22 protein-coding genes and 1 pseudogene are annotated in these 26,311 nt (G+C 71.3%); 8 read left to right on the forward strand and 15 right to left on the reverse strand.

The annotated features are described in order from the left end of the window. Positions 1-7: 7 nt before the first annotated feature. Positions 8-505, forward strand: coding sequence for an O-acetyl-ADP-ribose deacetylase (locus KIK09_RS33505; RefSeq protein WP_214323401.1), 498 nt, complete (start codon positions 8-10; stop codon positions 503-505). On the opposite strand, the gene KIK09_RS33510 is transcribed toward KIK09_RS33505, so the two are convergent. Continuing rightward, a complete protein-coding gene (locus KIK09_RS33510; RefSeq protein WP_214323402.1) occupies positions 495-2,546 on the reverse strand; it encodes a putative bifunctional diguanylate cyclase/phosphodiesterase in 2,052 nt (683 codons plus the stop codon). The genes KIK09_RS33505 and KIK09_RS33510 overlap by 11 nt on opposite strands. 110 nt (positions 2,547-2,656) lie before the next feature. On the opposite strand from KIK09_RS33510, the gene KIK09_RS33515 reads away from it, so the two are divergent. After that, entirely contained in the window at positions 2,657-2,824 is a 168-nt protein-coding gene (locus KIK09_RS33515; protein WP_214323403.1) for a hypothetical protein, read from the forward strand. A 179-nt stretch (positions 2,825-3,003) separates the two neighbouring features. On the opposite strand, the gene KIK09_RS33520 is transcribed toward KIK09_RS33515, so the two are convergent. Next, the gene (locus KIK09_RS33520) at positions 3,004-3,711 is read right to left on the reverse strand and encodes an alpha/beta fold hydrolase (RefSeq protein WP_214323404.1); all 708 of its coding nucleotides are present in this window, start codon (positions 3,709-3,711) and stop codon (positions 3,004-3,006) included. Positions 3,712-3,890: 179 nt separating this feature from the next. Here KIK09_RS33520 and KIK09_RS33525 point away from each other — a divergent pair, with 179 nt between their 5' ends. Then, a complete protein-coding gene (locus KIK09_RS33525) occupies positions 3,891-4,724 on the forward strand; it encodes an AraC family transcriptional regulator (protein ID WP_214323405.1) in 834 nt (277 codons plus the stop codon). A gap of 242 nt (positions 4,725-4,966) precedes the next feature. Here the strand turns inward: KIK09_RS33525 and KIK09_RS33530 are convergent, their stop codons facing one another. The 7 genes from KIK09_RS33530 to KIK09_RS33560 all read right to left on the reverse strand — a co-directional run bounded on the left by KIK09_RS33530 (position 4,967) and on the right by KIK09_RS33560 (position 14,483). Then, positions 4,967-5,173, reverse strand: a complete 207-nt coding sequence (locus KIK09_RS33530; protein WP_214323406.1) for a DUF5988 family protein — start codon at positions 5,171-5,173, stop codon at positions 4,967-4,969. A 253-nt stretch (positions 5,174-5,426) separates the two neighbouring features. Beyond that, entirely contained in the window at positions 5,427-5,627 is a 201-nt protein-coding gene (locus KIK09_RS33535; protein ID WP_214323407.1) for a hypothetical protein, read from the reverse strand. Positions 5,628-5,631: 4 nt separating this feature from the next. Continuing rightward, positions 5,632-6,276 (reverse strand): hypothetical protein, encoded by a 645-nt coding sequence (locus tag KIK09_RS33540; RefSeq protein ID WP_214323408.1) that lies wholly within the window; start codon positions 6,274-6,276, stop codon positions 5,632-5,634. Positions 6,277-6,550: 274 nt separating this feature from the next. Further along, complete coding sequence (gene ligA / locus KIK09_RS33545) at positions 6,551-8,731, reverse strand: NAD-dependent DNA ligase LigA (protein ID WP_214323409.1); 2,181 nt, start codon at positions 8,729-8,731, stop codon at positions 6,551-6,553. A 402-nt stretch (positions 8,732-9,133) separates the two neighbouring features. After that, a complete protein-coding gene (locus KIK09_RS60210; protein WP_214323410.1) occupies positions 9,134-13,006 on the reverse strand; it encodes a caspase, EACC1-associated type in 3,873 nt (1,290 codons plus the stop codon). Between the two features lie 50 nt (positions 13,007-13,056). Further along, the gene (locus KIK09_RS33555) at positions 13,057-13,482 is read right to left on the reverse strand and encodes a hypothetical protein (protein WP_214323411.1); all 426 of its coding nucleotides are present in this window, start codon (positions 13,480-13,482) and stop codon (positions 13,057-13,059) included. Between the two features lie 14 nt (positions 13,483-13,496). Next, on the reverse strand, positions 13,497-14,483 hold the full coding sequence (locus KIK09_RS33560; protein WP_214323412.1) for a methionine synthase: 987 nt from the start codon (positions 14,481-14,483) through the stop codon (positions 13,497-13,499). A 23-nt stretch (positions 14,484-14,506) separates the two neighbouring features. Here KIK09_RS33560 and KIK09_RS33565 point away from each other — a divergent pair, with 23 nt between their 5' ends. Then, a complete protein-coding gene (locus KIK09_RS33565) occupies positions 14,507-15,136 on the forward strand; it encodes an MBL fold metallo-hydrolase (protein WP_214323413.1) in 630 nt (209 codons plus the stop codon). Here the strand turns inward: KIK09_RS33565 and mnmA are convergent. Next, on the reverse strand, positions 15,123-16,175 hold the full coding sequence (gene mnmA / locus KIK09_RS33570; protein ID WP_308164437.1) for a tRNA 2-thiouridine(34) synthase MnmA: 1,053 nt from the start codon (positions 16,173-16,175) through the stop codon (positions 15,123-15,125). The genes KIK09_RS33565 and mnmA overlap by 14 nt on opposite strands. Positions 16,176-16,242: 67 nt before the next feature. Here mnmA and KIK09_RS33575 point away from each other — a divergent pair, with 67 nt between their 5' ends. Beyond that, positions 16,243-17,295, forward strand: coding sequence for a DUF695 domain-containing protein (locus tag KIK09_RS33575; RefSeq protein ID WP_214323414.1), 1,053 nt, complete (start codon positions 16,243-16,245; stop codon positions 17,293-17,295). On the opposite strand, the gene KIK09_RS33580 is transcribed toward KIK09_RS33575, so the two are convergent. Next, positions 17,288-18,445 carry a cysteine desulfurase family protein gene (locus KIK09_RS33580; protein WP_214323415.1) on the reverse strand — a complete coding sequence of 386 codons (1,158 nt, stop codon included), beginning with the start codon at positions 18,443-18,445 and terminating at the stop codon, positions 17,288-17,290. The two genes, KIK09_RS33575 and KIK09_RS33580, sit on opposite strands and share 8 nt — an antisense overlap. Positions 18,446-18,499: 54 nt before the next feature. On the opposite strand from KIK09_RS33580, the gene KIK09_RS33585 reads away from it, so the two are divergent. The 3 genes from KIK09_RS33585 to KIK09_RS33595 all read left to right on the forward strand — a co-directional run bounded on the left by KIK09_RS33585 (position 18,500) and on the right by KIK09_RS33595 (position 21,293). Further along, the gene (locus KIK09_RS33585) at positions 18,500-19,000 is read left to right on the forward strand and encodes a TetR/AcrR family transcriptional regulator (RefSeq protein WP_214323416.1); all 501 of its coding nucleotides are present in this window, start codon (positions 18,500-18,502) and stop codon (positions 18,998-19,000) included. Between the two features lie 283 nt (positions 19,001-19,283). Further along, positions 19,284-20,486 (forward strand): MFS transporter, encoded by a 1,203-nt coding sequence (locus KIK09_RS33590; RefSeq protein ID WP_214323417.1) that lies wholly within the window; start codon positions 19,284-19,286, stop codon positions 20,484-20,486. 156 nt (positions 20,487-20,642) lie between these two features. Beyond that, positions 20,643-21,293, forward strand: coding sequence for a rhomboid family intramembrane serine protease (locus KIK09_RS33595; protein WP_214323418.1), 651 nt, complete (start codon positions 20,643-20,645; stop codon positions 21,291-21,293). Positions 21,294-21,355: 62 nt separating this feature from the next. Here KIK09_RS33595 and KIK09_RS33600 read toward each other — a convergent pair. The 4 genes and pseudogenes from KIK09_RS33600 to KIK09_RS33615 all read right to left on the reverse strand — a co-directional run. Next, positions 21,356-22,303: pseudogene (locus tag KIK09_RS33600) on the reverse strand (electron transfer flavoprotein subunit alpha/FixB family protein); the annotation flags it as partial. A gap of 19 nt (positions 22,304-22,322) precedes the next feature. Further along, complete coding sequence (locus KIK09_RS33605; protein ID WP_214323419.1) at positions 22,323-23,102, reverse strand: electron transfer flavoprotein subunit beta/FixA family protein; 780 nt, start codon at positions 23,100-23,102, stop codon at positions 22,323-22,325. Positions 23,103-23,300: 198 nt separating this feature from the next. After that, positions 23,301-24,524, reverse strand: coding sequence for a serine/threonine-protein kinase (locus KIK09_RS33610; RefSeq protein WP_214323420.1), 1,224 nt, complete (start codon positions 24,522-24,524; stop codon positions 23,301-23,303). A 36-nt stretch (positions 24,525-24,560) separates the two neighbouring features. Next, complete coding sequence (locus tag KIK09_RS33615) at positions 24,561-26,306, reverse strand: serine/threonine-protein kinase (RefSeq protein WP_214323421.1); 1,746 nt, start codon at positions 26,304-26,306, stop codon at positions 24,561-24,563. Positions 26,307-26,311 lie beyond the last annotated feature (5 nt).

The raw sequence follows: 26,311 nt of genomic DNA on the forward strand, positions 1-26,311 counted from the left end.
TCGACAGATGAGGCTCACCATGCTCCAAGGTGACATCACCGACCAGACGGCGGACGCGATCGTCAACGCCGCGAACTCCTCGCTCATGGGCGGTGGCGGGGTCGACGGCGCGATCCACCGGCGCGGCGGCCACGCAATCCTCGACGACTGCCGAAAAATCAGGTCAAGTAAGTACGGCAAGGGCCTCCCCACCGGCAAGGCCGTCGCCACCACCGCGGGAAACCTGGGCGCCAGATGGGTCATCCACACCGTGGGCCCGGTCTACTCGGCCACCGAGGACCGCTCCGACCTGCTGGCCTCCTGCTACCGGGAGTCCCTCCGCATAGCGGACGAACTGGGCGCCAAGACGGTCGCCTTCCCCGCCATCTCCACGGGCATCTACCGCTGGCCGCTGGAGGACGCCGCCCGCATCGCCCTGGAGGCGGTCCGCACCGCCGACACGCAGGTGGAGGAGGTCCGCTTCGTCCTGTTCGACAAGCAGGCCTACGACGTGTTCACACGCTGACCCCTGCCGGGGCCTCCTCGAGGTTGCCGCCCACGCGCTCCCGCAGCCACACGGTGGCCTCCGCGGCCGGCATCGGCTCGCTGAACAGCCAGCCCTGCCCCATGCAGCAGCCCATCTCGGCCAGCCGAATCGCGATCTCGTCCGACTCCACGCCCTCGGCCACCGACCGCAGCCCGAGCGAACGCACCAGGTCCACGATCGAGCGCACGATCCGGTCGTCGTCCTCCGACTCGGCGATCCGCGTCACGAACGAGGAGTCGATCTTCACCTCCGCCACGACCAGCCGCTGCAGCCGGATGAGCGAGGAGTACCCGGTGCCGAAGTCGTCCAGCGCCAGCGGCACCCCCAGCGCGGCCAGCGCCTTGATCGTGTCGTGCGACTGCTCCCCCGTCAGGACCCGCTCGGTGACCTCGAGCTGGATCGCCTCCGGCGGCAGGCTGTAGCGGGCCAGGCCCACCTCGAGCTGGTCGGGCAGCGCCGAGTCGAGCAGGTCGCGGGCCGAGACGTTGACCGCGACCTGCACCCGCAGCCCCGCGTGCCACCAGCGGGCGGCCTGCTCGAGCGCGCCCTCGATGACGTACTCGGTGATCTGGCGCATCAGGTAGGACTGCTCGGCCAGCGGGATGAACTCCGACGGCGCGATCGTCCCGCGCACCGGGTGCCGCCAGCGCAGCAGCGCCTCCATGCCCTGCACGCTGCCGTCGGCCAGGTCGACCTTGGGCTGGTAGTGCAGGCGCAGCTCCCGGTTGTCGACCGCCCGCCGTAGATCGCCGAACAGGCCGAGCCGTTCCGGCGAGTTGCGGTCCTTGTCGGCCTGGTAGAGCTCGACCCCGTTGCGGCTCTCCTTGGCCAGGTACATGGCCACGTCGGCGCGCTGCAGCAGCAGCTCGAAGTCGGGCGCGTGGTCGGGGTAGAGCGCGATGCCGACCGAGCCGTCCAGGTCGAACGACATCCCCTCCAGGCGCACGGACTCCGTCAGCGCCACCCGCAGCCGGGCCGCCACCTCCCTGGCCGCCTGAACGTCGCGGATCCTGGGCAGCAGCACGGCGAACTCATCCCCACCCAGCCGCGCGACGACGTCGCCCGGCCGTACCGAATGGGTGAGCCTGTGCGCCATCAGCTGCAGCAGCCGGTCGCCGACGGGGTGGCCGAGGGTGTCGTTGACCTGCTTGAGGCCGTGCAGGTCGAGCAGGAAGAAGCCGACCTTCTCCCCCTCGCGGGCCTCGGCCAGCGCCTCCTCGGTGCTGACGTTGAGCAGCTTGCGGTTGGGCAGGCCGGTCAGCTCGTCGTGCATGGCCTGGTGGTCGTGGCGCATGGACAGCGTGGCGGTGAAGTAGACGGCGGCCAGCGGCGCCACGAACAGCGGCACCAGCCCCGGCGACTCGTCCATCACGATCACGACCAGCGGCGCGAGGCCGAGCAGGCCGGCGTAGACCATGCTCTGCGGGCCTGCCGTGGACTTCAGCACGCGCAGCAGCGACCTGCGCTCGTGCAGGGCCACCGCGCCGCACACCAGCAGGGCGCGGGTCGCGAAGTAGGCCACCCCGGCCAGCGCGATCGCGGGCAGGTCGCCACCCGTGGGCACCCACGGCACGGCCGGGCTCGGCACGATGCCGAACAGCCCGAGCACGACGGCCGCCGCGGTCAGCGCCACCGTCGACTGGGCCACGTTGAACATCACCCGGAACCACGCCTTGCGGGTGACGACACCGTTGATCGCCACGGCGACGACCTGCATGAGCACGGCCACGGGCAGGCCGATGTGGAGCAGCACGGCGAAGGTGAACATCGTCGACGGGTACGTTCCGCCCACCGCGGTGGCCGACGAGACCATGACGGGCCGCAGTTCCCCCAGGATGACCAGCACCGCCAGCACCCAGAACAGCGGCGTGCGGGCGAGGTCGACCACGTCGCCCAGGTGCAGCCTGAGCATGGCCACCACCAGCGCGGTGAAGCCGATCACGGTGCTGCCGGCGAGGAACGCCCACAGCGGCGTGCCGACGCGCGGGCCTGTGTCGCGGGTGTCGGTTGGGTCAGTCATCGGTAACAGAACCCCCATTAGGTCACTATGGGAGGGTACGACCTCAACCCCACTTCGCGAAACCAACCGCGCACGTTCCGTCACACTTGGCGAGGATAAGGAGGTACTTCATGGCACGACGGGTGGTTTCCGAATTCATGACCGTCGACGGATACATGGAGGACCCGGGCGGCGCGGAGAACCTCGCGCGGGGCGGCTGGCGCGTGGACCCCGTCACCGCAGCCCACCCCGTAGGCGACGACGGAGTAGCAATCCTCACCTACGAACCCCGCCGCTGACCCTTTCCGCGGCAAGCCGCCACCCACCTCTACCCGCAGTGTCCCTTCCGCGTTGAGCTCACCCCGACAGAGCTCAACGCGCAGAGCTTCTCGCGCGGACACACCGCACTTCGCTCACGCACCGCACTTCGCGCACGCACGGACGTAGGTCGATGATCACAGTGACGTACTTGTCGCCCTTACGCCCTCAAGGGCGAGCCTGTCGTCTGTGCGTCGATGCATTCGCCGAGAAGTAGCGCAGCGACTGCCTCCGGGGCCTCATGCATCGCGTCGTGGCCGGTTGGGAGGTCGTGGACCTGCCACTCGGGATCGGCTTGGAGTCGGGTGCGGAGTTCAGCGAACGGCGTCCGGTCTTCCCATCCCGAGCAGTAGACGAACTCCCGACGAGGGACCTGGGCGAGCCTGCCCGTGAGCCGGATCGTCTGCAAGAACGAGGCGAGGGGATGGGGACGGCGGCGGGGATCGCCGCCGTCCGGCGGTCGGACGGCGTAGCCGGTGCTCGCGGCGCCGGCCGCGATCACTTCCCGGAAGTACTCGTTCGCCGACGACCACCACGACTCGCCATCGCGCGGGACGAAGGCGTCGAGATGCACCAGCCGTGAGATCCGCCCGTCGGCGCGATCGGCGGCGGCCGCGATCACCATCCCGGCGTAGCTGTGGCCGACCAGCGTCGCGCTGGTGATGTGGGCACGATCGAGGAGCCGCAACACGTCGTCGGCGTGCGTGTCGAGGTTGGCGGTCGCGACCGTCGCGTTGTCGTCGTCCGGCCGCAGACCGGTCAGGGTCAGGGCGTGAACGGTATGACCGGCACGCTCCAGCAGCGGAATCACCGCCTCATACGCCCAGGAGCCCTTCCAACCGCCGGGTACGAGGACGAACGTCGCCATGCGTTTCTCCTTCTCTGAAAAGCCGCGGCATTCTCCTTCTCTCAAGAGCCGCGGCCTCGAGGCACGCTGCCTCGATGACATGTGGTTCGGTCGGGCGCTCCGCGCGACTGAGGACCACTCCGCATGGAAGCAGTGTCGCCAGATCAAGGTGTGGCGGGCCACCGATAGAATGCCAACTGATGCCTGTTCGCCGCCAACCTCGCCAGATCGCCGGTGTGACGTCGCATATGTGGCCGTCCGGCGGGCGCCACCTCTGGCCATCCGGCGAAACAAGCGCGGTGCAGTCGCACGCACGGGGACACCTGGTGTACGCGGCCAGCGGCGTCTTGGCAGTTCACACAGAGCGCGGCACGTCGATCGTTCCCGCCAACCGGGTCGCCTGGACCCCCGCCGGGTTCACGCACCACCACCGCGCCCACGGCGACACCGATATGCGGATCGTCTTTCTCGCGCCATCCCTCGCCCGGCTCCTACCAGACCGTCCCGCCGTGTTCCTGGCCTCCGACCTCGCCCGCGAGGTCCTGCTCGCCCTGACCGGCCCCCGCAACTACGACGACGCCGTGCCTGGCTACAGCCGCTCCGCGCGCTCTCGCCTCCTTCGAGTCCTCGTCGATGAACTACGCGAAGCACACGAACAGCCACTGCACCTGCCGGAGCCACGGGACGACCGGCTGCAGGCCATTGCCCGGATGCTGTACGAGAAGCCGGCAGACAACGCCTCGCTGGCCGAACTCGGGAAGACGATCGGAGCCAGCACCCGCACCCTCAGCCGACTGTTCCGCAACGAACTAGGCATGACCTTCTATGAATGGCGCACGCAGCTACGCATCTACCACGCGCTCGTGCTCCTCGCCGACGGCCACGACACCACCCAAACCGCCTACGCCTGCGGATGGGCCAACCCCAGCAGCTTCATCGCAGCGTTCACCAGCATCATCGGAACGACCCCTGGCCGCTACCGAACCAGTCGCCGGACCACCGCCCGCGCATCCCAACTCCCGACGGCGGAGTGATCCGTACTCGCACCTGGGCCGATGCGGTCCGCGACGTCTACACCCTCGACCGCGAAGAGCCCCTTTCACCCGCACCACGGCGCCAGGAACCCCTGCTCCACAAGGCCGCGAGCCCACCATGCGTGACATTCCGTGAACGGATAGACACAGGAGTGCACTCCTACATCAGGATGGCTACCCCTCTGGACGGCGGCGTCGAGGATCTCGCCGGAGAGGGGATTCCCGCCACAGCGGGCGTGAGGTCACTCGGCGATCGCGGTGCGCTCGAACCACTCGTAGATCGGCAGCCGTCCTTCTTCGGTCTCCTCATGCCGAGAGGTCAGCCTGAAATGCTCGTACCCACCACGGTGAGGGATCTTCAATTCGACCCCTGGCGGGGTGATCGGAACGATCCGCCCGGGAAGGTCAGCTGGACCACCAACGAGGAATGCCTTCTGCGATGAAGCCATAAGCCCAGTATCGAGCCGTCCGCCCTACCTGACCGGACCTTGCCGGTCTACCTCCGGGATAGTCTTCGTGATCAATGCTTCAAGTACACCAGCACCGGCCGAGCGAAATTCCCATGCAACATGGGTTGGGGACCTAGGCGGCCAACCACCCAGGCGGGGCGGGTGGGTGTTAGGTGGATGGCCACCTAGAGCGTGTTTCAGAAGTCGCGCGAGGGCTGGCGCCGTAGCAGGCAGCCAGCCAGATTGTGACTTCCTAGGCGATGCGGCCGAGGTCGTGCTGGACGGTCAGCTCGTGCTCGCGGTAGCGCGTGTCTCGCAGTTCCAGCTCGTCGATCAGGTTGCCGTCCAGGATCAGGGTGCGCAGCCACGGCATCCGGAGCACCTGCGGGAACGCCTGGAGTTTGCGCCCGGTCAGGTCGAAGTGCTCTGCCCGGTCGGCCAGAGCCCGGGACACGTGATCACTCGCCGACTCGGCCACCGTCCAGGGCTCCGGGCCGCAGGACCGGCAGCCCGGCCCGCAACCGGTCCAGGAACTCGTCGACGTTCAGGCGGCGGTCCTCCGCGTCGACGACCTCGGGCACGAACGCCTCGACGATGCTGTCCCCGACGGCGAAGTCGGCGTCGTCGTCTTCGTCGTAATTGTTCACCCAGCGCCCGCCGGGGGCGTACACGTCCATGGCGTGGTCGTAGTCGATCACCCAAGGGGTATCGACGATCCCGGTCCGCAAAGAGCCGTGGTTGTACCAGCCGTAGACCAGGTGGGTGAAGGCGCCGTCGTGGATGTAGATCTCCGCTTCGCCGCCCTCCAGGGTCTCGGCCTCGGTGTGACCGCCGACGTACAGGCCGGGCCGGTCCTCATAGAGCGCGATCGGGCCGTTGACCGTCAGATCGCCGGTGACCACGATCAATTCGACGTCGCCGCCGCGCAGTTCGTTGATGGCGTCCAGGAAATCCCCATCGAGGGTGAGGTCGCCGTCGAAGAACAGCACCTCGGCGTAGCCAGGCGACGCTCCCGCACCCTCGAACACCGCGGACAACGCGCCACTCACGCGGGCATCGGCGTCGGCATAGGACAGGGACGCGGGGATGGCGGATATCGGCATGGGGAAGAGCATAGGTCCGTGTACAGACAATCCGGCGCGCGCGACAGGGTTCTGAAACACGGCCTAGGTGGGCAAGGGGTTGGGGACCTAGGCGGCCAACCACCCAGGCGGGGCGGGTGGGGGTTAGGTGGACCGCCACCTCGGTGGGCAAGGGGTTGGGGACCAGGAAAACGCCCGAGCGAAGCGAGGACCGATGCGGTGCGGGCCGTAGGGCCCGCTGGAGACATGCCTGAGCGAAGCGAAGTCCTCGCCTTTTGCCTCCGGAAGAAGAGGGTTACTGCTCGGGGGTGGTGGCGGCGGCGGTGGCGGCTTCGGGGCCCTCGTTGAGGAGGGTGTGGAAGCCGGTCACGTCGAGGATCGGGACGCCGAGGGTGATGGCCTTGTCGTACTTGGAGCCCGCGTTCTCCCCCGCGATGACGAAGGACGTCTTCTTGGAGACCGAGCTGGCCACCTTGCCGCCGCGCGTGGTGATGGCCTCGGCGGCCGAGTCGCGGGTGAAGCCGTCGAGGGTGCCCGTGACGACGAAGGTGTGGCCCTCGAGGATCTGCGGCCCCTTCTCGGGGGCGGGCTCGTCCTCCATGCGCACCCCGGCAGAACGCCAGCGCGCGATGATCTCGCGGTGCCAGTCGACCTGGAACCACTCGTGGATCGTGGTGGCCACCTGGGGGCCGATGCCCTCGACGGCTGACAGCTCCTCGACCGAGGCGTCGGCGATGGCGTCGATGGAGCGCATGGCGTCGGCCAGGGCGCGGGCGGTGGGCGGGCCGATGTGGCGGATGGACAGGGCGACGAGGATCCGCCAGAGCGGCACCTGCTTGGCCTTGTCGAGCTCGTCGATCAGGAGCAGCGCGAGCTGGCTGGGGTTGCCGTCCTTGTTGGAGAAGAGGTTGACGACCTTCTGCTCGCCGGTCTTCAGGTCGATCTTGGGCAGCCCGCTCTCCATGTCGCGGACCACGGACTTGATCGGGATCAGCTGCTCGAGCGTGAGGTCGAACAGGTCGGCCTCGGTGTGGACGACGGGCTCCTGCGGCGGCAGCGGCTGGGACAGCGCGGTGGCCGCGACGTAGCCGAGGCCCTCGACGTCGAGCGCGTAGCGTCCGGCGGCGAAGTAGAGGCGCTCGCGGATCTGCGCGGGGCAGCCGCGGGCGTTGGGGCAGCGCAGGTCGGCGTCGCCCTCCTTCTCGTAGGCCAGCTCGGTGCCGCACTCGGGGCAGTGGGTGGGCATGACGAACTCGCGCTCGGACCCGTCGCGCAGCGCGGTGACCGGCCCGACGATCTCCGGGATGACGTCGCCGGCCTTGCGCAGGACGACGGTGTCGCCGATGAGCACGCCCTTCTTGACCACGATGGCCGCGTTGTGCAGCGTGGCCCGCTCGACCGTGGATCCGGCCACGACGACGGGCTCCATCACGGCGTACGGGGTGACCCGGCCGGTGCGGCCGACGCCCACCTGGATGTCGGTGAGCTTGGTGTTGACCTCCTCCGGCGGGTACTTGTAGGCGATGGCCCAGCGTGGCGCCCGCGAGGTGGAGCCCAGCTCCCGCTGCGTGCGGAAGTCGTCGATCTTGACGACCACGCCGTCGATCTCGTAGGCGGGGTCGTGCCGGTGGACCCGGTAGTGCTCGATGAACTCGTTGATCTCGGTGAGGTTGGCGACGACCTTGTACAGGTCGGAGACCGGCAGGCCGAACTCGTGCAGCCGGTCGTAGACCGCCGACTGGGCCTGCGGCTCTGCGGCGCCTTCCCAGACGCCGATGCCGTGCACGATCATGCGCAGCGGCCGCTGGGCGGTGATGCGCGGGTCCTTCTGCCGCAGCGTGCCGGCGGCGGAGTTGCGCGGGTTGGCGAAGGGCGCCTTGCCGTCGTCCACGAGCTGCTCGTTGAGCTTCTTGAAGTCTTCGACCGGGATGTAGACCTCGCCGCGGACCTCGACGAGGGACGGGATGTCGTCGCCCTTGAGCCGGTGGGGCACGCCCTTGATCGTGCGCACGTTGGCGGTCACGTCGTCGCCGGTGCGGCCGTCGCCGCGGGTGGCGCCGCGCTCGAGCCTGCCGTCGCGGTAGACCAGCGCGATGGCCAGCCCGTCGATCTTCAGCTCGCACAGGTAGGGCCCGGGGTCGCCCTCGGCCAGGCGTTCGGCGCGGGCCATCCAGGCGGCCATGTCGGCCTCGTTGAAGGCGTTGTCGAGGCTCTCCATCCTGGCCAGGTGGTCGACCTTGACGAAGTCGCCGGAGACGGGCGCGCCCACCTTCTGCGTCGGCGAGTCGGGCGTCTGCAGCGACGGGTAGGACTCCTCCAGCTCGAGCAGCTCGCGGAACCACGTGTCGAACTGGGCGTCGCTGACCGTGGGATCGTCGAGCACGTAGTAGCGCCAGCGGGCGTCCTCCACCAGCTCGCTCAGCTCCGCGTGCCGCTTCAGCGCGGTCACCGGCACGCCCTCGACCTCGGCGCTCATCCTGCGACTCCCCTCGTCGTCGTTCTGAGGAGAACGCTATCTAAGAGCCCTGACAAGAGCACAGGTCAGGAAAGGATGTTGGGATCCGAGCCACGCCCGATCGACTCGTGCGAATTCTCCCTTGCCACCTTCGCCCACATGGCCGTGACCGGGCTCTGAGTTCTGATGGTGAATGATCCCCGTTGGACGCCGGTCCCGCTGTTTCTGACCGCGTGGCTGTTGACGGCCCCGCCCGCCCTGTAGAAGACCGTCAGAACGGCGACGTGCCCGGGCCCGCCGTCCTCCAACCGCCAGGTGATCGTGTATTTCTTGGCCCCCTTCCGCCCCGGCCGCACCGTGACGGATGCGTCCGACTTGTGGGAAGCCGACGGAAGCGGCGTCGTCACTCCGGCTACCTGCTTCTCACTCTCCACCATTCGTCTGCCCCTCCGAACATTCGATCAGTGCGCACGCGGTCGCCAGCGGCCGTGCCATGGCATCTGCTAAAGAGCGGAAATCCCACCTGATAACCCCGCCTTGGACGTTACTTGCGAATATCGAGTAGGTGCCAGGCCCAAAAGCGACCCCGATCCCGGCCCGTGAAAGCACCTGAACCTGCCGCGGCCCGGCCGGATCGCGGATCAGCCACACCCGCACGGTCTCGTCGGTCCCCGCGGTCGCGGCCAGGTCACCGTTCAACGCGACCTCCCCGACGGAGTCCAGGTGCCCGAGCAGCGTCCCCGCCGCGCGCAGCGACGCGGGCCCGATGATCTCCCACAGCACGGCCTTCCTGTCGGCGCCCCCGCTCAGCACCCGCCCATCCCGTACGGCGAGCCCGAGCACGTCCCCCCGATGCCCCTCCACGGGTTCGCCCCGCCGCGGCGCGAGGGGATCGCGCAGATCCCACGGCACCAGCCGTCCTCCTGACCCGGTCACCCCGAACAGCCCGTTCTCGCTGAGCCCCACCGCGGTCGCCGCGCCGGGCAGCACGACCTCCTGCCCCGAGACCCACAGCACCACCCCGTCGGGCCCGCCCACCAGCGCCCGCCGCCCGGAAGCGCTCAACGCCACCGACCACACGCGCCGCCCGACCGCCAGATCCCGCGTACCCGACGCGTCTGACAGATCGGCGCCCCGCTTCCCCCCGACGAGGGCCACCGTGCCGTCGCGCGACAGCGCCACCCCTCCGGCGGCGTCGGGGAAGCGGGCCACAGCCTTGCCGCCCTCCCACAGCGTCCCCGCGTCGTCCGCGTCCCTGGTCAGCATCCTGGCCCCGCCGTACGCGATGGCCTGGGGAGTCCCCGGCAGCACCCGGACGTGCGGCGGCGTGGCCACCCGCCAGGTGATGGCGCTCTGGTCCCCGCTGCCGGTCAGCACGAGCCCGCCCGGCCCCGTGGCCACCGACAGGACCGCGCCCTGGTGCCCGGTCAGCCGCCTGACCAGCCGCGGGCTCGACGGCACCGCCAGGTCCCACACGATGGCCGTCTGGTCGTCACCGGCCGACACCAGCTCCTGGTCGCCGGGGGCGAAGGCCAGGTCGGCGATCCAGCTGTCGTGCCCGACGAGGAAGGCCGCCAGGCGTGGCCTGCCTGAGGAGACGTCCCACACCCGGTCACCCGCGACGGCCGTGCGCCCGTCGCGGGACAGCGCCACGCCCAGGTTGGGCTGCGCCTCGGTGACCGGCGCGGGCAGCCGCACCGACGACCCGTCGCGCAGGTTCCACAGCCGCGCGGAGCCCTGGGAGTCGCCGGCGAGCAGCCGGTCACCGGCCAGCGCGACCTTGGCGGCCGCGCCGGCGAAGTGCGAGAGCCGCCGGCCCGAGAGGTCCCACAGCGAGACGCCGTCCAGCCCGGCCACGGCCACGCGGGACCCCGAGACGTCCGCCGCGTAGGCGGGTCCGCCCAGCCTGCCGACCAGGGTGGGGCCCGACAGATCCCAGATCTCGGGACCCACGTCCCGCCACACCACCACGGCCGACGTCGACGAGAGGAACCGCACGCCGTACACGGACCCCTTGCCGGCCGAGGGGATCTCCGCCAGCCGGAGGGAACGGGCCAGATCCCAGTACAGCAGCCGCCCGGCCCAGTCACCGGTCAGCGCCCGGGTCCCGTCGGGCGACAGCGCCACGGCGTTCACCGAGGCGGACATTCCGGTCAGCCGGCGGCGAAAGGCCATCCCGGCCGCGTCGGCGGCCAGGGCAGCCTCGGTCTCCACGCCGGGGTTCGCCCGGACGGCCGCGACGCTCGCGCGTAACGCCGCCGCCGGATCGGCCTGCCGTACCGCGTCGGCCTGGAAGATCAGGGCGCGGCCCGCGGCGATCTTCCGCGCGTGCTCGGCGTCCTGATATTTCAGTACCGCGACCACCGAGGCGATCAGCGCGACCACGAGCAGCCCCGACAGCACCCCGGTGACCAGCATCCGCCGCCTGGCCTGCCGCTCGGCCGCCGCGACCGAGGCCGCCAGGAAGCGTTCCGCGGCCGGTCCCAGCGTCCTGCCTGTGGCGTACTCGCGGGCCAGCGCGAGCCGTGACCCGCGATACAGCCCGCCGGGATCCCCGTCCCACGAGGCGGCCGCCTCGACGAGGTGCTGCTCGATCAGCATCCCCGCGCGGTCGGCGTCGAGCCAGGAGCGCAGCGCGGGCCAGGCCGCCAGCAGCGCCTCGTGGGTGATCACCACGGTGTCGCTGTCCAGCGTGAGCAGCCGGGCGTCGTCGGCGGCGAACGCGTCGACCACCTCGCGGCCGAAGGTCAGCTCGTCCAGCGGCACCCGCCGCCGGGTGTCGTCGGTCCCCTCGCCCACCCGCACCAGCCGCCGGAAGAGCGCCCGCGCCGTGTCCGGGGAGTCGAGCCCGGCCAGCACGTCGTCGGCGGTGGCCGCCAGCGCCCCGGCGATGCCCCCCGTCTGCCGGTATCCGGCGACGGTCAGCGCGGCGCCGCGCCGCTGCTGCCAGGTGGCCAGCAGCGCGTGCGAGAGCAGCGGCAGCCGTCCTGGCTCGGTCCCGAGGTCGCGCAGCAGCAGCTCGACCAGGCCGGGCTCGAGCGTGAGCCCGTGCGCGAGCGCGGGCCGCTCGATGGCCTCGCGCAGCTCCTGCTCGGACATCGGCCCGACGACCACCTGGCCGCGCTCCAGCGCGGTCCGCAGCCGCGGATCCTCGGCGCACCGCCCCAGGAAGTCGGCGCGCACCCCCAGCACCAGCAGCCCGTCCCTGGCGAACACCGCCTCGGGCAGCTCCGCCTCCTCGACCTGGTCCACGATCAGCACGTCCACGTCCGGCACCGGCTCGCCGGGCGTGATCACGGCCGCCGTCGCGGGGAATCCGAGCCCGCCCTGGGCCAGCGCGGGCACCAGCCCGGCCCGCAGCAGCGACGACTTGCCCGAACCCGACGCCCCCGTCACGATCAGCGGCGCCGGGTCGGCGTGCCGCTCGGCCAGCTCCCTGACCAGCGCCGCCACCAGCCGCTCCCGCCCGAAGAACAGCTCGGCGTCTGCCTCGCCGAACGCCACCAGCCCCTTGTACGGCGAGCCGCCCCGCCGCCCGGGCGGCGACAGCCGTACACCCTCGGAGCCGCCGAGGTACGCGGCGTTCTCGACGAGCCGCAGCTCGCCGACGCGTCCCGTGGAGCGGGCGCGCGGCCGCGGGAACCCGCCCGCGGGCAGCACCCGGCTCAACTGCCTGTGCACGTCCTGCAGGCTCAGGTACGGCGGGCCACCAGGAATCCCCTCGGCCAGCAGCCGCAGCAGCGCCCCCGAGAAGGCGGTGTGCGGAAGCCCGGCGGGCGCGAACGACGGCTCGGAGCGCCCCGCCGAGGTCAGCACGTAGGCGCCGGTGATCTCCGCCAGCCCGGCGACCTCGTCCCACGGCGGCGCCATGCCCTCGATGGCACGCCCGGAGAAGCAGCAGTCGAGCACGACCGCGACCGGCGCGTCCACGTTGTCGAGCAGGTAACGGCGCACGGTGTCGTACGGCAGGCCGGTGTGCTCCAGATGCAGCGGCCCCGACCGGGTCACCCCGGCGGCCAGGTAGAGGGCTCCCCGGCGACTGACCAGCCCGTGGCCCACGTAGTACACGATCAACGGACCCGCGGCCGAAGCGGCCGCCTCGGAGACCGCCGAGCCCAGCTCGAGCGGCGTGCCCAGGTCCCGCTCGACCCTGACCTGGCCCAGGCCGCACCGTTCGAGCAGCGCGGCCCGCAGGTCGTCGAGCGTCCTGGCCACGGCGGGGATGTCCGGCAGGTCGGAGCCGGGCAGGTGCGTGCCCGTGCCGATCAGCAGCGCACTCGCGCCCGCGAAGTCCACGCCTTCGAGTGCAACACAGAACCCGGCCTACGCGGATGGGTAGGGCGTACTCAGCCGCCCTGCGCCCAGACGCCCTCCCAGATCGAGCACCTGCCGGTGATCGTCTTGCTGGTGCCGCGGCAGACCTTGCCCTCGATCTGCAGCATGTAGCCGGTCGGGAAGGAGAACTTCAGCGGCTTGGTCTCGTCGCAGGTGTGGAAGGTCTTGTAGCCCTTGCCGCCCTGCTCCTTGGTCCAGCGGAACTTCAGCCACGAGCATCCCGAACGGCCGGGGAAGTCGTAGAGCTTGCCGCTGACCTGGAAGCCGGGACGGTCGAGGACGACCAGGCCCTTGGCCTTGCCCGCCTTGTCGGCGGAGTAGATCGAGCCCCAGTGCCACGTCTCCGGGTTGGCGGAGACGGTCGCCATGGCAGGAGCGACGATCGAAGCGGAAGCGATCAGAACGGTGGCGCCGACCGCGAGGGAGCGGAGAATCATGGAAAGAGGCTAGGTCAGCGGGGTTGCAGGCCACTTGCAGGATCGTCCCGCAGCACCTGCGCCGCCTTGACGCACGCGGCCAGCGCCGCCCTGGCATAGCGGGGCGAGGCGCCCGCCAGCCCGCAGGCCGGGGTGAGCACCACCTGCTCGGCCAGCCGCTCGGGGGCGAAGCCGAGCCGCCGCCACACCTCGAGCGCGGGCTTGGCGATCACGCCCACGTCGGGCAGCCGCGTGTCGGTGCCGGGCACCACGCCGAGCAGCAGCGTGGTCCCCCTCTCGATCGCCTCGCCGAGGGCGTCCTCGTCGCGCCTGCGCAGCAGCGAGGCGTCCAGCGAGATCCCGCGGACCTCCTTGAGCACGCCGAACGGCACCCCGGGCGCGCAGCAGTGCACGATCGGGTCGGCGAAGCCGCGCAGCGACTCCTCCACCCGCCAGGCCTCGACGGCGGCCAGCCGCCCGAATCCCGAGGCGGTCGGCACCGTGCCGGCCAGCACGCCCGGCAGGCCGGGCTCGTCCAGCTGCAGCACCACCTCGGTGACGCCGGGCAGGCGCCTGCGCACCTCGGCCACGTGGTCGGCCACACCCTGCTGCAACGAGGCGATCAGGTCGCGCACGGCTCCCGCGTCGGACAGCATCTTGTCGCCGTGGCGCAGCTCGATCGTGCCCGCCAGCGTCCACGGCCCGCACACCTGCAGCTTGAGCGGCCCCTGGTAATCCTGGCCGACCTCCTCGAGCCCGTCCAGGTCACGCCGCAGATGCTCGACCGCCCGCTGCGCGTCCCGCCCCGGCCGGTCGGTCAGCCGCCAGCCCGACGGCTGCACCTCCACCGGCAGATCGATCAGCAGCGAAGCCGTCCTGCCGACCATGTCCGCCCCGACACCTCTGGCGGGCAGCTCCGGCAGGTACGGCAACCCAGGCAGCTCGCCGAACACCACCCGCAGCGCCTCCAGATGATCCTCACCCGGATGCGACCCAACCCCCGTCGCTCCCCACGTCACCATGGGACAAGCGTAGGGTCTTCCGCATGAAGCTCACGAAGTACGGCCATGCCTGCTGGCGTCTGGAGAAGGACGGCAAGGTCCTGGTCATCGATCCGGGCGCGTTCAGCGGGCAGGGGCTCCTGGACGGCGCCGACGCCGTGCTCATCACCCACGAGCACTGGGACCACCTCGACGCCGACCTGGTCAGGAACGCCCCCGACCTGGAGGTCTGGACCTGCGAGGCGGTCGCGGACCAGCTCGCCGACTCGGCGGGCAAGGTCCAGACGGTACGGCACGGCGACGCGTTCACGGCGGCGGGCTTCTCGGTCAGGGCGTTCGGCGAGTGGCACGCGCGCAACCACCCGGACATCCCGGTCGTGCAGAACGTCGGCTTCCTCGTCGACGACGAGCTGTTCTACCCCGGCGACGCGCTGACCGTCCCGGAGGCGCGTGTGGGGACCCTGCTGGTGCCCACCGGCGCGCCCTGGCTCAAGCTGGGCGACATGGTCGGCTACCTGCGCGAGGTCCGCCCGGCGCGGGCGTACTCCACCCACGACGGGCTGTACAACGACATCGGCTACGCGCTGGTCGACTCCTGGCTCCAGGGCGAGGCCGAGCATCTGAAGGCCGACGTCCGCCGCGTCCCCGTCGGGGACTCGGTCACGCTGTCGTGACCATCGTGGCCGAGCCGATGACGGTCCGGCCGGAGTAGAGGACCGCGGCCTGCCCCGCCGCCACGCCGGTGGCGGGCCGGTCGAGGTGGATGCGCAGCCCGCCCGGGGTCTCCTCGACGCGGCAGCCGTACACCTCGCCGTGGGCCCTGAGCTGGACGGTCAGGTCGTCCCTCGTGTCAGGGCCGTTCCAGATCGGGGCGCCGGTGACGATCTCGGTGACCTCCAGGGCCGAGCGCGGGCCGACCGTGACCGTGTTGGAGACCGGCTCGATCGACAGCACGTAGCGCGGGCGGCCGTCGGGCGCGGGCCTGTCGATGTGCAGGCCCTTGCGCTGGCCGATGGTGAAGCCGTGGGCGCCCTGGTGGCTGCCGACCACCTCGCCGGCCTGGTCCACGATCGGGCCCTCGGCCTGGCCCAGGCGCTTGGTCAGGAAGCCGCGGGTGTCGCCGTCGGCGATGAAGCAGATGTCGTGGCTGTCGGGCTTGTCGGCCACGGTGAGCCCGCGTCGCGCCGCCTCTGCCCGCACCTCGGCCTTGGTGGAGTCGCCCAGCGGGAAGATCGCGTGGCTCAGCTGCTCGCGGGTGAGCACGCCGAGCACGTACGACTGGTCCTTGCCCTCGTCCACGCTCCTGGACAGCACGCCGTCGACCAGCTTGGCGTGGTGACCCGTGGCCACCGCGTCGAAGCCGAGCGCCAGCGCCCGGTCGAGCACCGCCGCGAACTTGATCTTCTCGTTGCAGCGCAGGCACGGGTTGGGGGTGCGGCCGGCCGCGTACTCGGCGACGAAGTCCTCGATCACGTCGCGCTGGAACCGCTCGGCCATGTCCCAGATGTAGAAGGGGATGCCGATCACGTCGGCGGCGCGGCGGGCGTCGCGGGAGTCCTCGATCGTGCAGCAGCCCCGGGCGCCGGTGCGGTGGGATTGGGGGTTGGCCGACAACGCCAGGTGCACACCGGTGACGTCGTGGCCCGCCTCGGCGATCCGGGCGGCGGCCACGGCGGAATCGACCCCGCCCGACATGGCTGCTAGAACACGCACCTCACCAGAGTACTGTCCCGGACATGAGCGGACGCCGGTCCTCGCGGTCCGTGGAAGGATTGACACCATGCGACTGTTCGGGCGCAAGGGCGAAGAGGAAGAGCCGGTCGGCCCTGCCGACCGCATTGCCGGGTTCTGGCAGTGGTGGGAGACGACCAGGCCGGAGCTCGACGCCATGGTGGCGGCCGAGGATGCCGAGCGGCTGTCGGAGACGCTGGCGCCCGCCGTGGCGGCCGTGCACCCCGGGCTGGTCTACGAGGTGGCTCCGGGCAGGAACGCCATCCACGCCCTGGTCGTGACCGCCGCGGGCGACGCCGAGCTGCGTTCGCTCGCGCACCGGTGGGCCAAGGCGGCGCCCGAGCCCGACATGCTGTGGGAGTTCCATCCTTCGCGTCAGGCCAACCCGCAGGCGCTCGAGCTCACCCTGAGCGTCGGCGGTTTCGAGTTCGCGCTGGACAAGCTGATGTTCGGGCTGCGGGTGCCGCCGGGCACGATCCGGGTCGACGTGGCCGCCTACCACCCCATCTTCGGCGAGCTCGACGAGGAGTCCCGGCTCGAGGCCACGCTGCTGGCGCTCGACTGGCTGCTGGGCGAGGACGACGTGGCGCGCTGGGTGGGCGAGATCACCCCGGCCACCTTCCAGCCGATCGACTCCGTGCCCGCCGTCCATCTGCCCGCCGTGGTGGCCGATGTGGCCTCCGGCTACGAGGACGAGCAGTGGGCGCTGCTCGAGGGTCAGACGGCCAACGGGGCGCCGCTGATCGCCACGGCCCGCTATCCGCTGCGGCCCGTCGACTACCCGCTCTACGACCAGCTCATCACGATCACCCTGCCGTACGCGCACCGCGATGAGAACGGGCTGCCCGTCGGCGACTCGCTCACCGCGCTGCGCGACTTCGAGGAACGGCTGGCGGCCCGGCTCACCAAGCCGCACGCCGAGGCGGTGCTCGCAGCCCACCTGAGCGCCGAGGGCACCCGGGTCGTCCACGTCTACGCCGACCCGACCGGCGACGCGGCCATCCACGCCAAGGAGCTGATCGTGAGCTGGGAGGAGGGCGAGCCCCGGGTGGACGTCGCCTCCGACCCCTCCTGGAGCGCGGACGCCCCGTTCCTCAGCTGAGTCCCGCGCGGCGGGCGCGCTCCACGACGCCGGGCAGGACCTCCACCAGGCGGTCGACGTCCTGCTTGGTCGAGGTGTGCCCGAGCGTGAAGCGCAACGAGCCCCTGGCCGAGGCCGCGTCGGCGCCCATCGCCAGCAGCACGTGCGAGGGCTGGGCCACGCCCGCCGAACAGGCCGACCCGGTGGAGCACTCCACGCCCTTGGCGTCGAGCAGCATGAGCAGCGCGTCGCCTTCGCAGCCGGGGAAGGAGAAGTGCGCGTTGCCCGGCAGCCGGTCGACCGGGTCGCCGTTGAGCATGACGTCGGGGACGGCCTGCCGTACCCGCTCGACGAGGTCGTCGCGCAGGGCGGTCAGCCGCTTGTTGAGCGCCTCCTGATCCCTGGTGGCGGTCTGTACGGCTGCCGCCAGCCCGGCGATCGCGGGCGCGTCGAGCGTGCCGGAGCGCACGTCGCGCTCCTGGCCGCCGCCGTGCAGCACGGAGACCGGCGTCAGCCCCCTGGCCAGCAGCAGCACGCCGACGCCCATCGGGCCGCCGAGCTTGTGGCCGGTCAGCGTGAGCGCGTCGGTGCCCGACGCGGCGAACGACACCGGCAGCTGGCCGACGGCCTGCACGGCGTCGGTGTGGAAGGGGATGCCGTGGTCGTGCGCCACGGCCGCCAGCACGTGCACGGGCTGGACGGTGCCGACCTCGTTGTTGGCCCACATCACGCTGACCATGGCCACCTCGTCGGGCGCCCGCTCGATCGCCTTCCTGAGCGTGTCGGGGTGCAGCCTGCCGTACTCGTCGACCTCAAGCAGCTCGACCTCGGCGCCCTGGCTGGTGGACAGCCAGTGGGCGGGGTCGAGCGCGGCGTGGTGCTCGATCGAGCTGATCAGCAGGCGCTTCCTGGGCTGGCGCGACCAGTACAGGCCCTTGATGGCCAGGTTGTCGGCCTCGGTGCCGCCTGAGGTGAACACGACCTCGCTGGGGCGGGCGCCGAGCGAGTCGGCGATGGCCTCGCGCGACTCCTCGACCACCCTGCGCACCTGGCGGCCGGCCGCGTGCAGCGACGAGGCGTTACCGACCCTGCCGAGCTGCTCCGTCATCGCCTCGATCGCCTCGGGCAGCATCGGCGTGGTCGCAGCATGATCCAGATAGGCCGACGTCACGTGCTCAGGGTATCTCGTTTGCGTACTGTACCGTCCGGACGGTACAGTAGAGGCATGAGGAGAGACGAGCTACTGGACGCGGCGGAGGGCCTGCTGTGTGACCAGGGTTCGGAGTCCCTCACCCTGGCGGCGGTCGCGGAGCGCGCCGGGGTGAGCAAGGGCGGGCTCCTCTACCACTTCGCCAGCAAGGAAGCCCTGATCAAAGGCATGGTCGAACGGCTGATCGCCGAATTCGACGAGCTGCTGGCGTCCTCACCGGGCGACACCTACACCAAACGATACCTGGCGGCCACGCTCACGGCCGTCAGAGCGGGCAAGCTGCGACGATGGGCCGTCGTCACCGGGGCGTCGGGGAACGTGTTCCTGCTGACGCCGCTCCGGGAGGCGATGGCCCGCTGGCACCGGGAGGGCCTGACGTCCGAGCCCGACCCGGTGGCCTCGTCGATTGTGCGCCTGGCGTGCGAGGGGCTCTGGGACGTGGCCAGCCACGACCCTGACACCCACTCGGAAGCCGACCTCCAGGCCCTGGAGACCCGCCTCCTCGCCATGCTGTAGCCCACCCCCGGCCCCCTTCCCTCACCCACCCGGACCTCCGGGAATTCCCGCAAGCCCAGCCGCGTTCAGCGCCCCTTGGGAACCACGGCGAAACCGTGGTGCCCGCGCTCTGCGACGCCGTGGCGGCGGCCGAGTGTCACCGACTCGCCAGTAGCGCCGGTCGCGGGCCCTCAGCCGGAGTACGGCGGGCGGCCGGTGGCGGCGGCTTGCCGTACTGGCTCATCGCAGACGAACCCCCAACCAGCCCACTGAAAAGCAACAACCCCTGTGAGAGGTGCACCCCATGACCCGCAACCTGAGGACCGCCCGCTACGGCGCGATCCTCACCTTCGTCCTGGCCGGACTGATGGTCGGCACGATGACCGTGCGCATCCCCGCCATGACCGACAAACTCGGCCTGTCCGAGTCCTCCGTCGGTCTGATCCTGCTCGCGTGGGGTCTGGGCGCGCTGGTCACCATGCAGTCCATGCGCGGCGTCATGGCGAGAGCGGGCAGCAGGGCGGTGCTGCGGATCGGTGGCCCGCTGACCGCGTTGAGCCTGGTCGGGGTGGCCGTGGCACCGACCGTACCGACGTTGATCGCCGCCGCGGCGCTGTTCGGGATGGCCTTCGGCACGGTCGACATCGCGATGAACGCCCAGGGCTCCACCGTGGAGCAGGCCTACGGCAGGCCGCTGATGAACGGCTTGCACGCCGGCTGGTGCGTGGGCGCCATCTCCGCGGGTGGCCTCGGGGCGCTGTCGATCGCGCTGGGCGTGCCGTTCACCCTGCACCTGGCGTTGATCGGCCTCGTGTCCGTCCCGTTGATGGTCGCGATCGGCCGCACCTACCTGCCTGAGCGGCCCGTCGAGCGGACGGCCGAGAAGGCCGGGCGCCGGATGCCTCCCATCGTGTACCTGCTGGGCGCGATCATGTTCTTCGCGTTCATGGTCGAGGGGACGGTCGCTGACTGGAACGGCCTGTTCATGCGCGACAGCCTGGGCGCGCCCGAGGCGCTGGCGGCGCTCGGCTACCCGGTGTTCGAGCTGGGCATGCTGGTGGCCAGGCTGTCGGGTGACCGGATCAGGTCGCGGTTCGGCGTGCGCGGCATGATGACCGTGTCGGGGCTGGCCACGGCCGGGTTCTTCGCGGTGGTGCTGCTCGCGCCGACGCCGCTGGTGGCGGTCTTCGCGATGTTCTTCGTGGGGCTGGGCGTGGCGACGATCTCGCCGATGACGCTGTCGCTGGCGGGCACCGCCACCGACAACCCCGGCCCGGCGATCGCCCAGGCGGGCGCGATGGGCTACGCGGGTCTGCTGCTCGGCCCGGTGGTGATCGGCTTCCTCACGGACGTCACGTCGCTGCGCACCGCGCTCGGCCTGGCCATCGTGCTCGGCGTGCTGATCACGGTCGCGGCCCGCTTCCTGCCCCGCCGCGACCGCACCATGGTCATCACCTTCCCCGCGGAGACCGAGACCGAGCCCGCTCGCGAGCCCATCGCCGCCTGACGACACGCCCTCAGCCGTACGGCCGGCCGAGCCGCCCACGTGGCACGCATCGGCCCGCCGTACAAGGCTGCGAGAGCCCGGCGGGACTTTTGTCCTGGTCAAGTCGGGACAGCCCTCACTGACCTGTGCGCGGTGGGGGCTGGCACGCTTGGGGCCATGTCCAGGGTTCCCCTCGCCTCCATCGCGGTCGTCGCCGTCACGGCCGTGCCCAGCCTGCTCCAGTTCGCCGTCCCCGGGCTGGAGCCGGCGCTCATGCGCGACCCCGCCGCCATCGCGGGCGGCCAGTGGTGGCGGCTGGTGACGGCGCTCGTCGTCCAGGACGGCGGCCTGTTCGGCACGGTCTTCAACCTGCTGACGCTGGCCGCGCTGGCCTTCCTCGCCGAGCGCACGCTGGGGCCGGCGCGGATGCTCCTGCTGTACGCCACGGGCGCCGTCGTCGGCGAGATCACCGGATACGTGCTGGGCGTGGCGGGCGCGGGCAACTCGATCACCGTCTGCGCCCTGGCGGGAGGCCTGGCCGTCGGCGCCGACCGCCTGGCGGCCTCCGTGGCGGCCTTCTACGCCATCGTGATGGCCGTCTCCCAGCTCTTCCCTGACGCGCCGATCGCCCTGGCCGTCGTGGCCGCGGTGGCCTTCCAGCTGGTGACCCAGCGCGCCCGCGTCCCCGCCTGGGCCTTCCCCGCCCTGGCGGCCGTCGCGGGGCTGGTCCTGGCGGGCTTCGCCAACCTCCACGGCCTGCCGGTGCTGGCGGGCATGCTCGCCGGGTGGCTCGTCACGGCCCGCCGTACGAGGGCGCAGGTGGCCTGAGCGCGCACAACAGAAGCGGCGCCGCGGGGGAACCGCGGCGCCGCGGCGGGGGGTCGCGACGTGCGCGTCGTGGACTCTTCGGTCAGCTGCGGGACCACCTGGTGGAGGTCTCCGACCACGCCGTAGTCGGCGAGCTCGAAGATGGGCGCCTCCGGGTCCTTGTTGATCGCGATGATCGTCTTGGCCGTCTGCATGCCCGCCCGGTGCTGGATCGCGCCCGAGATGCCGGCCGCGATGTACAGCTGCGGCGAGACGGTCTTGCCCGTCTGGCCGACCTGGAACTGGTGCGGGTACCAGCCGGCGTCCGTGGCGGCGCGGGAGGCGCCGACCGCGGCGCCCAGGGCGTCCGCGAGGCCCTCGATGACCGAGAAGTTCTCGGCCGAGCCGACGCCGCGGCCACCGGAGACCACGATCGCGGCCTCGGTGAGCTCGGGGCGGGCGCCCTTCTCCTGCTTGACCCGGTCGACGATCCTGGCGGCCTTGGCGCCCTCGGAGAGGGACACCGCGACCTCCTCGACCGCGCCGGCGCCGGCGGCGGGCGCGGGGGCCGTGGAGTTGGGGCGTACCGCCACGATCGGGGTGCCCTTGGCCACGCGCGAGTGGACGTTGACGCCGCCGCCGAAGATGGACTGGTCGGCGACGAAGCCCTCGGCCAGGCCGACGGCGTCGGTGATGACGCCCGAGTCGGTCTTGACGGCCAGGCGACCGGCGATCTCCTTGCCCTCGGCGGTCGAGGCGACCAGCACTGCGGCGGGCGACTTGTCGCCCACGAGCTGGGCGAGCAGCTCGGCGCGAGGCGCCACCACGTAGTCGACCACGTCGGACGACGGGGCGTTGTAGACCTTCTCGGCGCCGTACTCGGCCAGCTTGGCCGTGGCGGCGTCGGTCAGGCCGGGACCCGCCCAGACGGCGGACGGGGAGCCGAGCGAGCGGGCCAGGGTCAGCAGCTCGAGCGTGACCTTCTTGACCTCGCCGTCGACCTGCTCGACGAGAACGAGAATCTCCGACATATCAGCAAACTCCCGCTTCTCAGATGAACTTCTTGGACGCGAGGAAGTCGGCGGCCTTCGCGCCACCGTCGCCCTCGTCCTTGACGATCGTGCCCGCGGCGCGCGGCGGCGCGGCGGCGAAGTCCACCACCTGCGACCATGCGGCGCCAAGCCCGACAAGAGCGCCGTCGGCCGCGACGTCGGCGACGCCGAGGGTCTCCACCGGCTTCTTCTTGGCCGCCATGATCCCCTTGAAGGAGGGGTAGCGCGGCTCGTTGATCTTCTCGACCACGGACACGACGGCGGGCAGCGAAGCCTCGACCTTGTCGTAGCCGTAGTCGGTGATCCGCTGGATCGAGATCGAGGAGCCGTCGACGTCGACCTTGTTGGCCAGCGTGAGCTGCGCCACGCCGAGCCGCTCGGCCAGCATGGCCGGCAGCACGCCGGTGCGCGCGTCGGTCGACTCGGAACCCAGGATCACCAGGTCGAAGCCGATCCGCTGCAGGGCCTGGGCCATCGCGTAGGAGGTCGACAGCGCGTCGGAGCCGTGCAGCGCGTCGTCGGTGAGGTGAACGGCCTTGTCGGCGCCCATGGCCAGGGCCTTGCGGATGGTCTCGGTGGCCTTGGCGGGACCCATGGTCAGGACGGTGACCTCACCGCCGTGGGCCTCCTTGAGCTTCAAGGCCTCCTCGACCGCGTACTCGTCAAGCTCGTTCACCACGCCGTCGACGGCGTCGCGGTCGAGCGTCTTGTCATCGGACCGGAGCTTGCGCTCGGTCGCCGTGTCGGGGACCTGCTTCACGCAGACGACGATGTTCATGGCCGGTGGCCGACCTCCCGTAATCGCATGCTCGGAAATTCGCTGTCCAGACTGCCAGGTGCCCTACCCACGTCACCACCTGGGGGGCTCCCCACGGCCATGTTACCCGCGAGTAGCTTCAGGGCGAACCAGCAGCTAGGCCCCACGATACCGAACTTTGTTCCGGAGCCTGCCTATGGCCCCCATCGGAAAACGCGATCAGGACGAGACCAGGAACACGATGGCCACCACGACCGCCGTGCCTGCGAAAAGGGCCAGCGTGAACGTGCTGAAGAAGGTGCTCAGCCCGAAGCAGAGCGCGGTGGTGCCCGCGATGCTGAGCAGATCGACCAGCATGCGCGAGTTCTTGTACGGGCTGTGGGAGAACAGCGCCACCCCGGCGTCCGCCATGATCGCCAGCGCGTAGGTGGCCAGCATGAACAGCGCCACCTCGGGCAGCGGCACCCGCGCGGCCGCGGCCAGCAGCGACACGAACAGCCCTGAGCCGATCACCCAGCGCCTGCGCACCTTCTCCCGGTGTATCGCCCTGGACTCCTCCACGGACCTGCGCCGCGGCTGCTGTCCCGGGCGCCACTCGCGGGTGGCCAGATCCTCGATCCTGGGCTGCACCGCCGTACCCGGGCCGACGGGAGCGGCGAGGTGACGGCCGCGGGACGTCGCGCTGACGCCCAGCCTGGCGCAGATCCGCGCCGCCGTCGGCCGCGCGGCCGGATCCGTGGCCAGGCACTCGCGCAGCAGCGGCGCCAGCCACTCGGGCACGCCGTCCAGGTCGGGCTCGTGATGGACGACCCGGTAGGCGACCGCGGAGGCGGGCCCCTGCCCGTACGGCTGGCGCCCGGTCGCGGCGTAGGCCAGCGTCGCCCCGAAGGCGAAGACGTCGGCCTCGGAACCCGACACCCGCCCCTCGAGCACCTCCGGAGCCAGGTATCCGGGAGTCCCCACGACGGCGCCGGAGGCCGTCACCGACAGCGAGTCGAGCGCCGAGGCGATGCCGAAGTCGATGACGACCGGCTCACCCTCGCTCATCATCACGTTGGCCGGCTTGAGATCGCGGTGCACCACGCCCGCCTCGTGCATGTCGAGCAGCGCCGCCGCCAGCCCGGTCGCCAGCAGGTGCAGGTCGGCCACGGGCAGCGGCACCGCGCTGAGCGGCTTGCCCTGGACGTAGCGGGTCACCAGGTACGGCTTGGCCGCATCCAGCGAGGCGTCGAGCACCTCGGCCACGTGCGGCCCGCGTACCCGGCGCATGGTCTCGACCTCGCGGTGCAACCTGGCCAGCGCGGCGCCGTCGGCGGCCACGTGCGGGTGCAGCAGCTTGACCGCGACGGTGCGGCCCTCGGGGTCGAGCGCCAGATGCACCTCGCCGAAACCGCCCGAGCCGAGCCGGGAGAGCAACTGGTAGGGGCCGAGGTGCTCGCTCATACCCTTCCTCCTCCCCCGGGAACGCCTCCGGCGAACTCAGGACCAAGGCGAGAGGAACCCGAGCCCGGTGCTGTGCAGCAGGTCGTTGACCAGGCCGGTGAGCACCCCGAAGACGCTGTCCTGCGCGCTCCTGGTCAGCTGCCTGATCACGGTCTCGGGCGCCTTCCACGGCGCCCAGGTCGGGTCCTGGCTCATCGCGAACAGGACCGCGAAGAGCGCGGCCGTACCGACGATGACGATGCCGATCAGCGCCGCGCCCGGAGAGCGCAGGACGCCGGTCAGCGTGCGGGTGACCGCCTTGCGCGGCGCGCCGCCGCCCGGCAGCACGAACAGGCCGAGCGTGAAGGCGCCCGCGGCGTAGGCGGCCGCCTCGTTGATGCTCATCCCGCCGCCCCAGCGCAGCACGCCCCACACGCAGACGCCGAAAAGGATCGACAGCGGCACGTGCAGCGCGGTGACCGCGGTGGCCTTGACCAGCGCCCACGGCGTGCCGACCACCGCGAGCAGCGGGTCGGCGGCGCTGCTGCCGCGGATCTGGCGGCGGCTGACCAGGTCGCCGAACAGGTATTCGCCCACCCGCAGCACCAGCGCGACGGCCACCGCGATGGCGCCCACCACGACCGGCATCATCACCGTCAGCGCGACCAGCGTGACCAGCAGCAGCATGCCTATGACCTGGCTGCCGACCAGGTAGCGCCTACGCTCGGCCGGAGGCGCGGGCGGGGTGTAGGGCCGTGCCTGCGGCTGGTGCGGCGCCGGGTATCCGGCCACCCGCTGGTCGGCGCGCGGCGGCGGCACCGAGGGGCGGGCCTGGACGGGCGCGGGCACGTAGGGCGGCGGCTTGTCCACGACCGGAGGCGGCGGCGCCGCCTTGGCGTACGACACGGGCGGCAGCAGGTCCGAGTACGTCTCGCTGACCGGCAGCCGCTTGGTCCCGTTGGGCGTCGTCGACTGGAAGGTCGACTCGTGGAAGGTGGTCACCGTCGGATCGAGCTGCCTGGCCGTCCGCAGCAGTTCGTGCGCGCTCGGCCGGCGGGCGGGATCGACCTGCAGGGCACGCGACAGCCAGCCGCGCAGCCACGCCGGAGCCTTGTCGAGCTGGGCGCGGCCTTCCATGATGTTGAAGCAGACCGCCTCGAAGGTCCCCGTGCCGAACGGCGGGGCCCCGACGGCGGCGAAGAACACCGTCGAGGCCAGCGCGTGCACGTCGGCCGCCTGGGTGATCTCGGAGTCGCGGATGATCTCCGGCGCCAGGTAGCCGGGCGTGCCGACGAACATCCCTGTCTGGGTCAGCCGGGTGGCGTTGACCAGGTGCGCGATACCGAAGTCGATGACCAGCGGCTCGTCGGCGACCAGCATGACGTTGGACGGCTTGAAGTCGCGGTGGACCACCTCGGCCGCGTGGATGGCGACCAGCGCCTGGCAGAGCCCGTTGACCAGCTTGATCAGCTGCCGCGGCTCGAGCGGGCCCGAGCCCAGGACGATGTCCTCCAGCGTCCGGCCCGGCGCGAAGCGGGTCACGACGTACGGCTGGCCGCCCACGAGCTCGGCGTCGACCACCTCGGCCACGTACGGGCTGCGGACCCGGCGCATGGTCTCGACCTCGCGGGTCAGCCGGTCGCGGGCCTTGAGGTCTGCGGCCACGTGCGGGTGCAGCACCTTGATGGCGACCTCGCGGCCCTCCACGTCGATGCCCAGATGGACGACGCCCATGCCGCCCTCGCCGATCTTCCTGACCAGCCGGTAGGGCCCCAGCCTCGACTGTGCCTGGGTGTCGCTCATCGCTG

Origin of the sequence: Nonomuraea sediminis (assembly GCF_018531495.1) — a bacterium.
Lineage (GTDB): Bacteria > Actinomycetota > Actinomycetes > Streptosporangiales > Streptosporangiaceae > Nonomuraea > Nonomuraea sediminis.

Excerpts from the sequence above, each read along its gene's own strand:
- KIK09_RS33505 (WP_214323401.1), top strand. The coding sequence starts at position 8 with ATGAGGCTCACCATGCTCCAAGGTGACATCACCGACCAGACGGCGGAC.
- KIK09_RS33510 (WP_214323402.1), bottom strand. The coding sequence starts at position 2,546 with ATGACTGACCCAACCGACACCCGCGACACAGGCCCGCGCGTCGGCACG.
- KIK09_RS33515 (WP_214323403.1), top strand. The coding sequence starts at position 2,657 with ATGGCACGACGGGTGGTTTCCGAATTCATGACCGTCGACGGATACATG.
- KIK09_RS33520 (WP_214323404.1), bottom strand. The coding sequence starts at position 3,711 with ATGGCGACGTTCGTCCTCGTACCCGGCGGTTGGAAGGGCTCCTGGGCG.
- KIK09_RS33525 (WP_214323405.1), top strand. The coding sequence starts at position 3,891 with ATGCCTGTTCGCCGCCAACCTCGCCAGATCGCCGGTGTGACGTCGCAT.
- KIK09_RS33530 (WP_214323406.1), bottom strand. The coding sequence starts at position 5,173 with ATGGCTTCATCGCAGAAGGCATTCCTCGTTGGTGGTCCAGCTGACCTT.
- KIK09_RS33540 (WP_214323408.1), bottom strand. The coding sequence starts at position 6,276 with ATGCCGATATCCGCCATCCCCGCGTCCCTGTCCTATGCCGACGCCGAT.
- ligA (WP_214323409.1), bottom strand. The coding sequence starts at position 8,731 with ATGAGCGCCGAGGTCGAGGGCGTGCCGGTGACCGCGCTGAAGCGGCAC.
- KIK09_RS33555 (WP_214323411.1), bottom strand. The coding sequence starts at position 13,482 with ATGATTCTCCGCTCCCTCGCGGTCGGCGCCACCGTTCTGATCGCTTCC.
- KIK09_RS33560 (WP_214323412.1), bottom strand. The coding sequence starts at position 14,483 with ATGGTGACGTGGGGAGCGACGGGGGTTGGGTCGCATCCGGGTGAGGAT.
- KIK09_RS33565 (WP_214323413.1), top strand. The coding sequence starts at position 14,507 with ATGAAGCTCACGAAGTACGGCCATGCCTGCTGGCGTCTGGAGAAGGAC.
- KIK09_RS33575 (WP_214323414.1), top strand. The coding sequence starts at position 16,243 with ATGCGACTGTTCGGGCGCAAGGGCGAAGAGGAAGAGCCGGTCGGCCCT.
- KIK09_RS33585 (WP_214323416.1), top strand. The coding sequence starts at position 18,500 with ATGAGGAGAGACGAGCTACTGGACGCGGCGGAGGGCCTGCTGTGTGAC.
- KIK09_RS33590 (WP_214323417.1), top strand. The coding sequence starts at position 19,284 with ATGACCCGCAACCTGAGGACCGCCCGCTACGGCGCGATCCTCACCTTC.
- KIK09_RS33595 (WP_214323418.1), top strand. The coding sequence starts at position 20,643 with ATGTCCAGGGTTCCCCTCGCCTCCATCGCGGTCGTCGCCGTCACGGCC.
- KIK09_RS33605 (WP_214323419.1), bottom strand. The coding sequence starts at position 23,102 with ATGAACATCGTCGTCTGCGTGAAGCAGGTCCCCGACACGGCGACCGAG.
- KIK09_RS33610 (WP_214323420.1), bottom strand. The coding sequence starts at position 24,524 with ATGAGCGAGCACCTCGGCCCCTACCAGTTGCTCTCCCGGCTCGGCTCG.
- KIK09_RS33615 (WP_214323421.1), bottom strand. The coding sequence starts at position 26,306 with ATGAGCGACACCCAGGCACAGTCGAGGCTGGGGCCCTACCGGCTGGTC.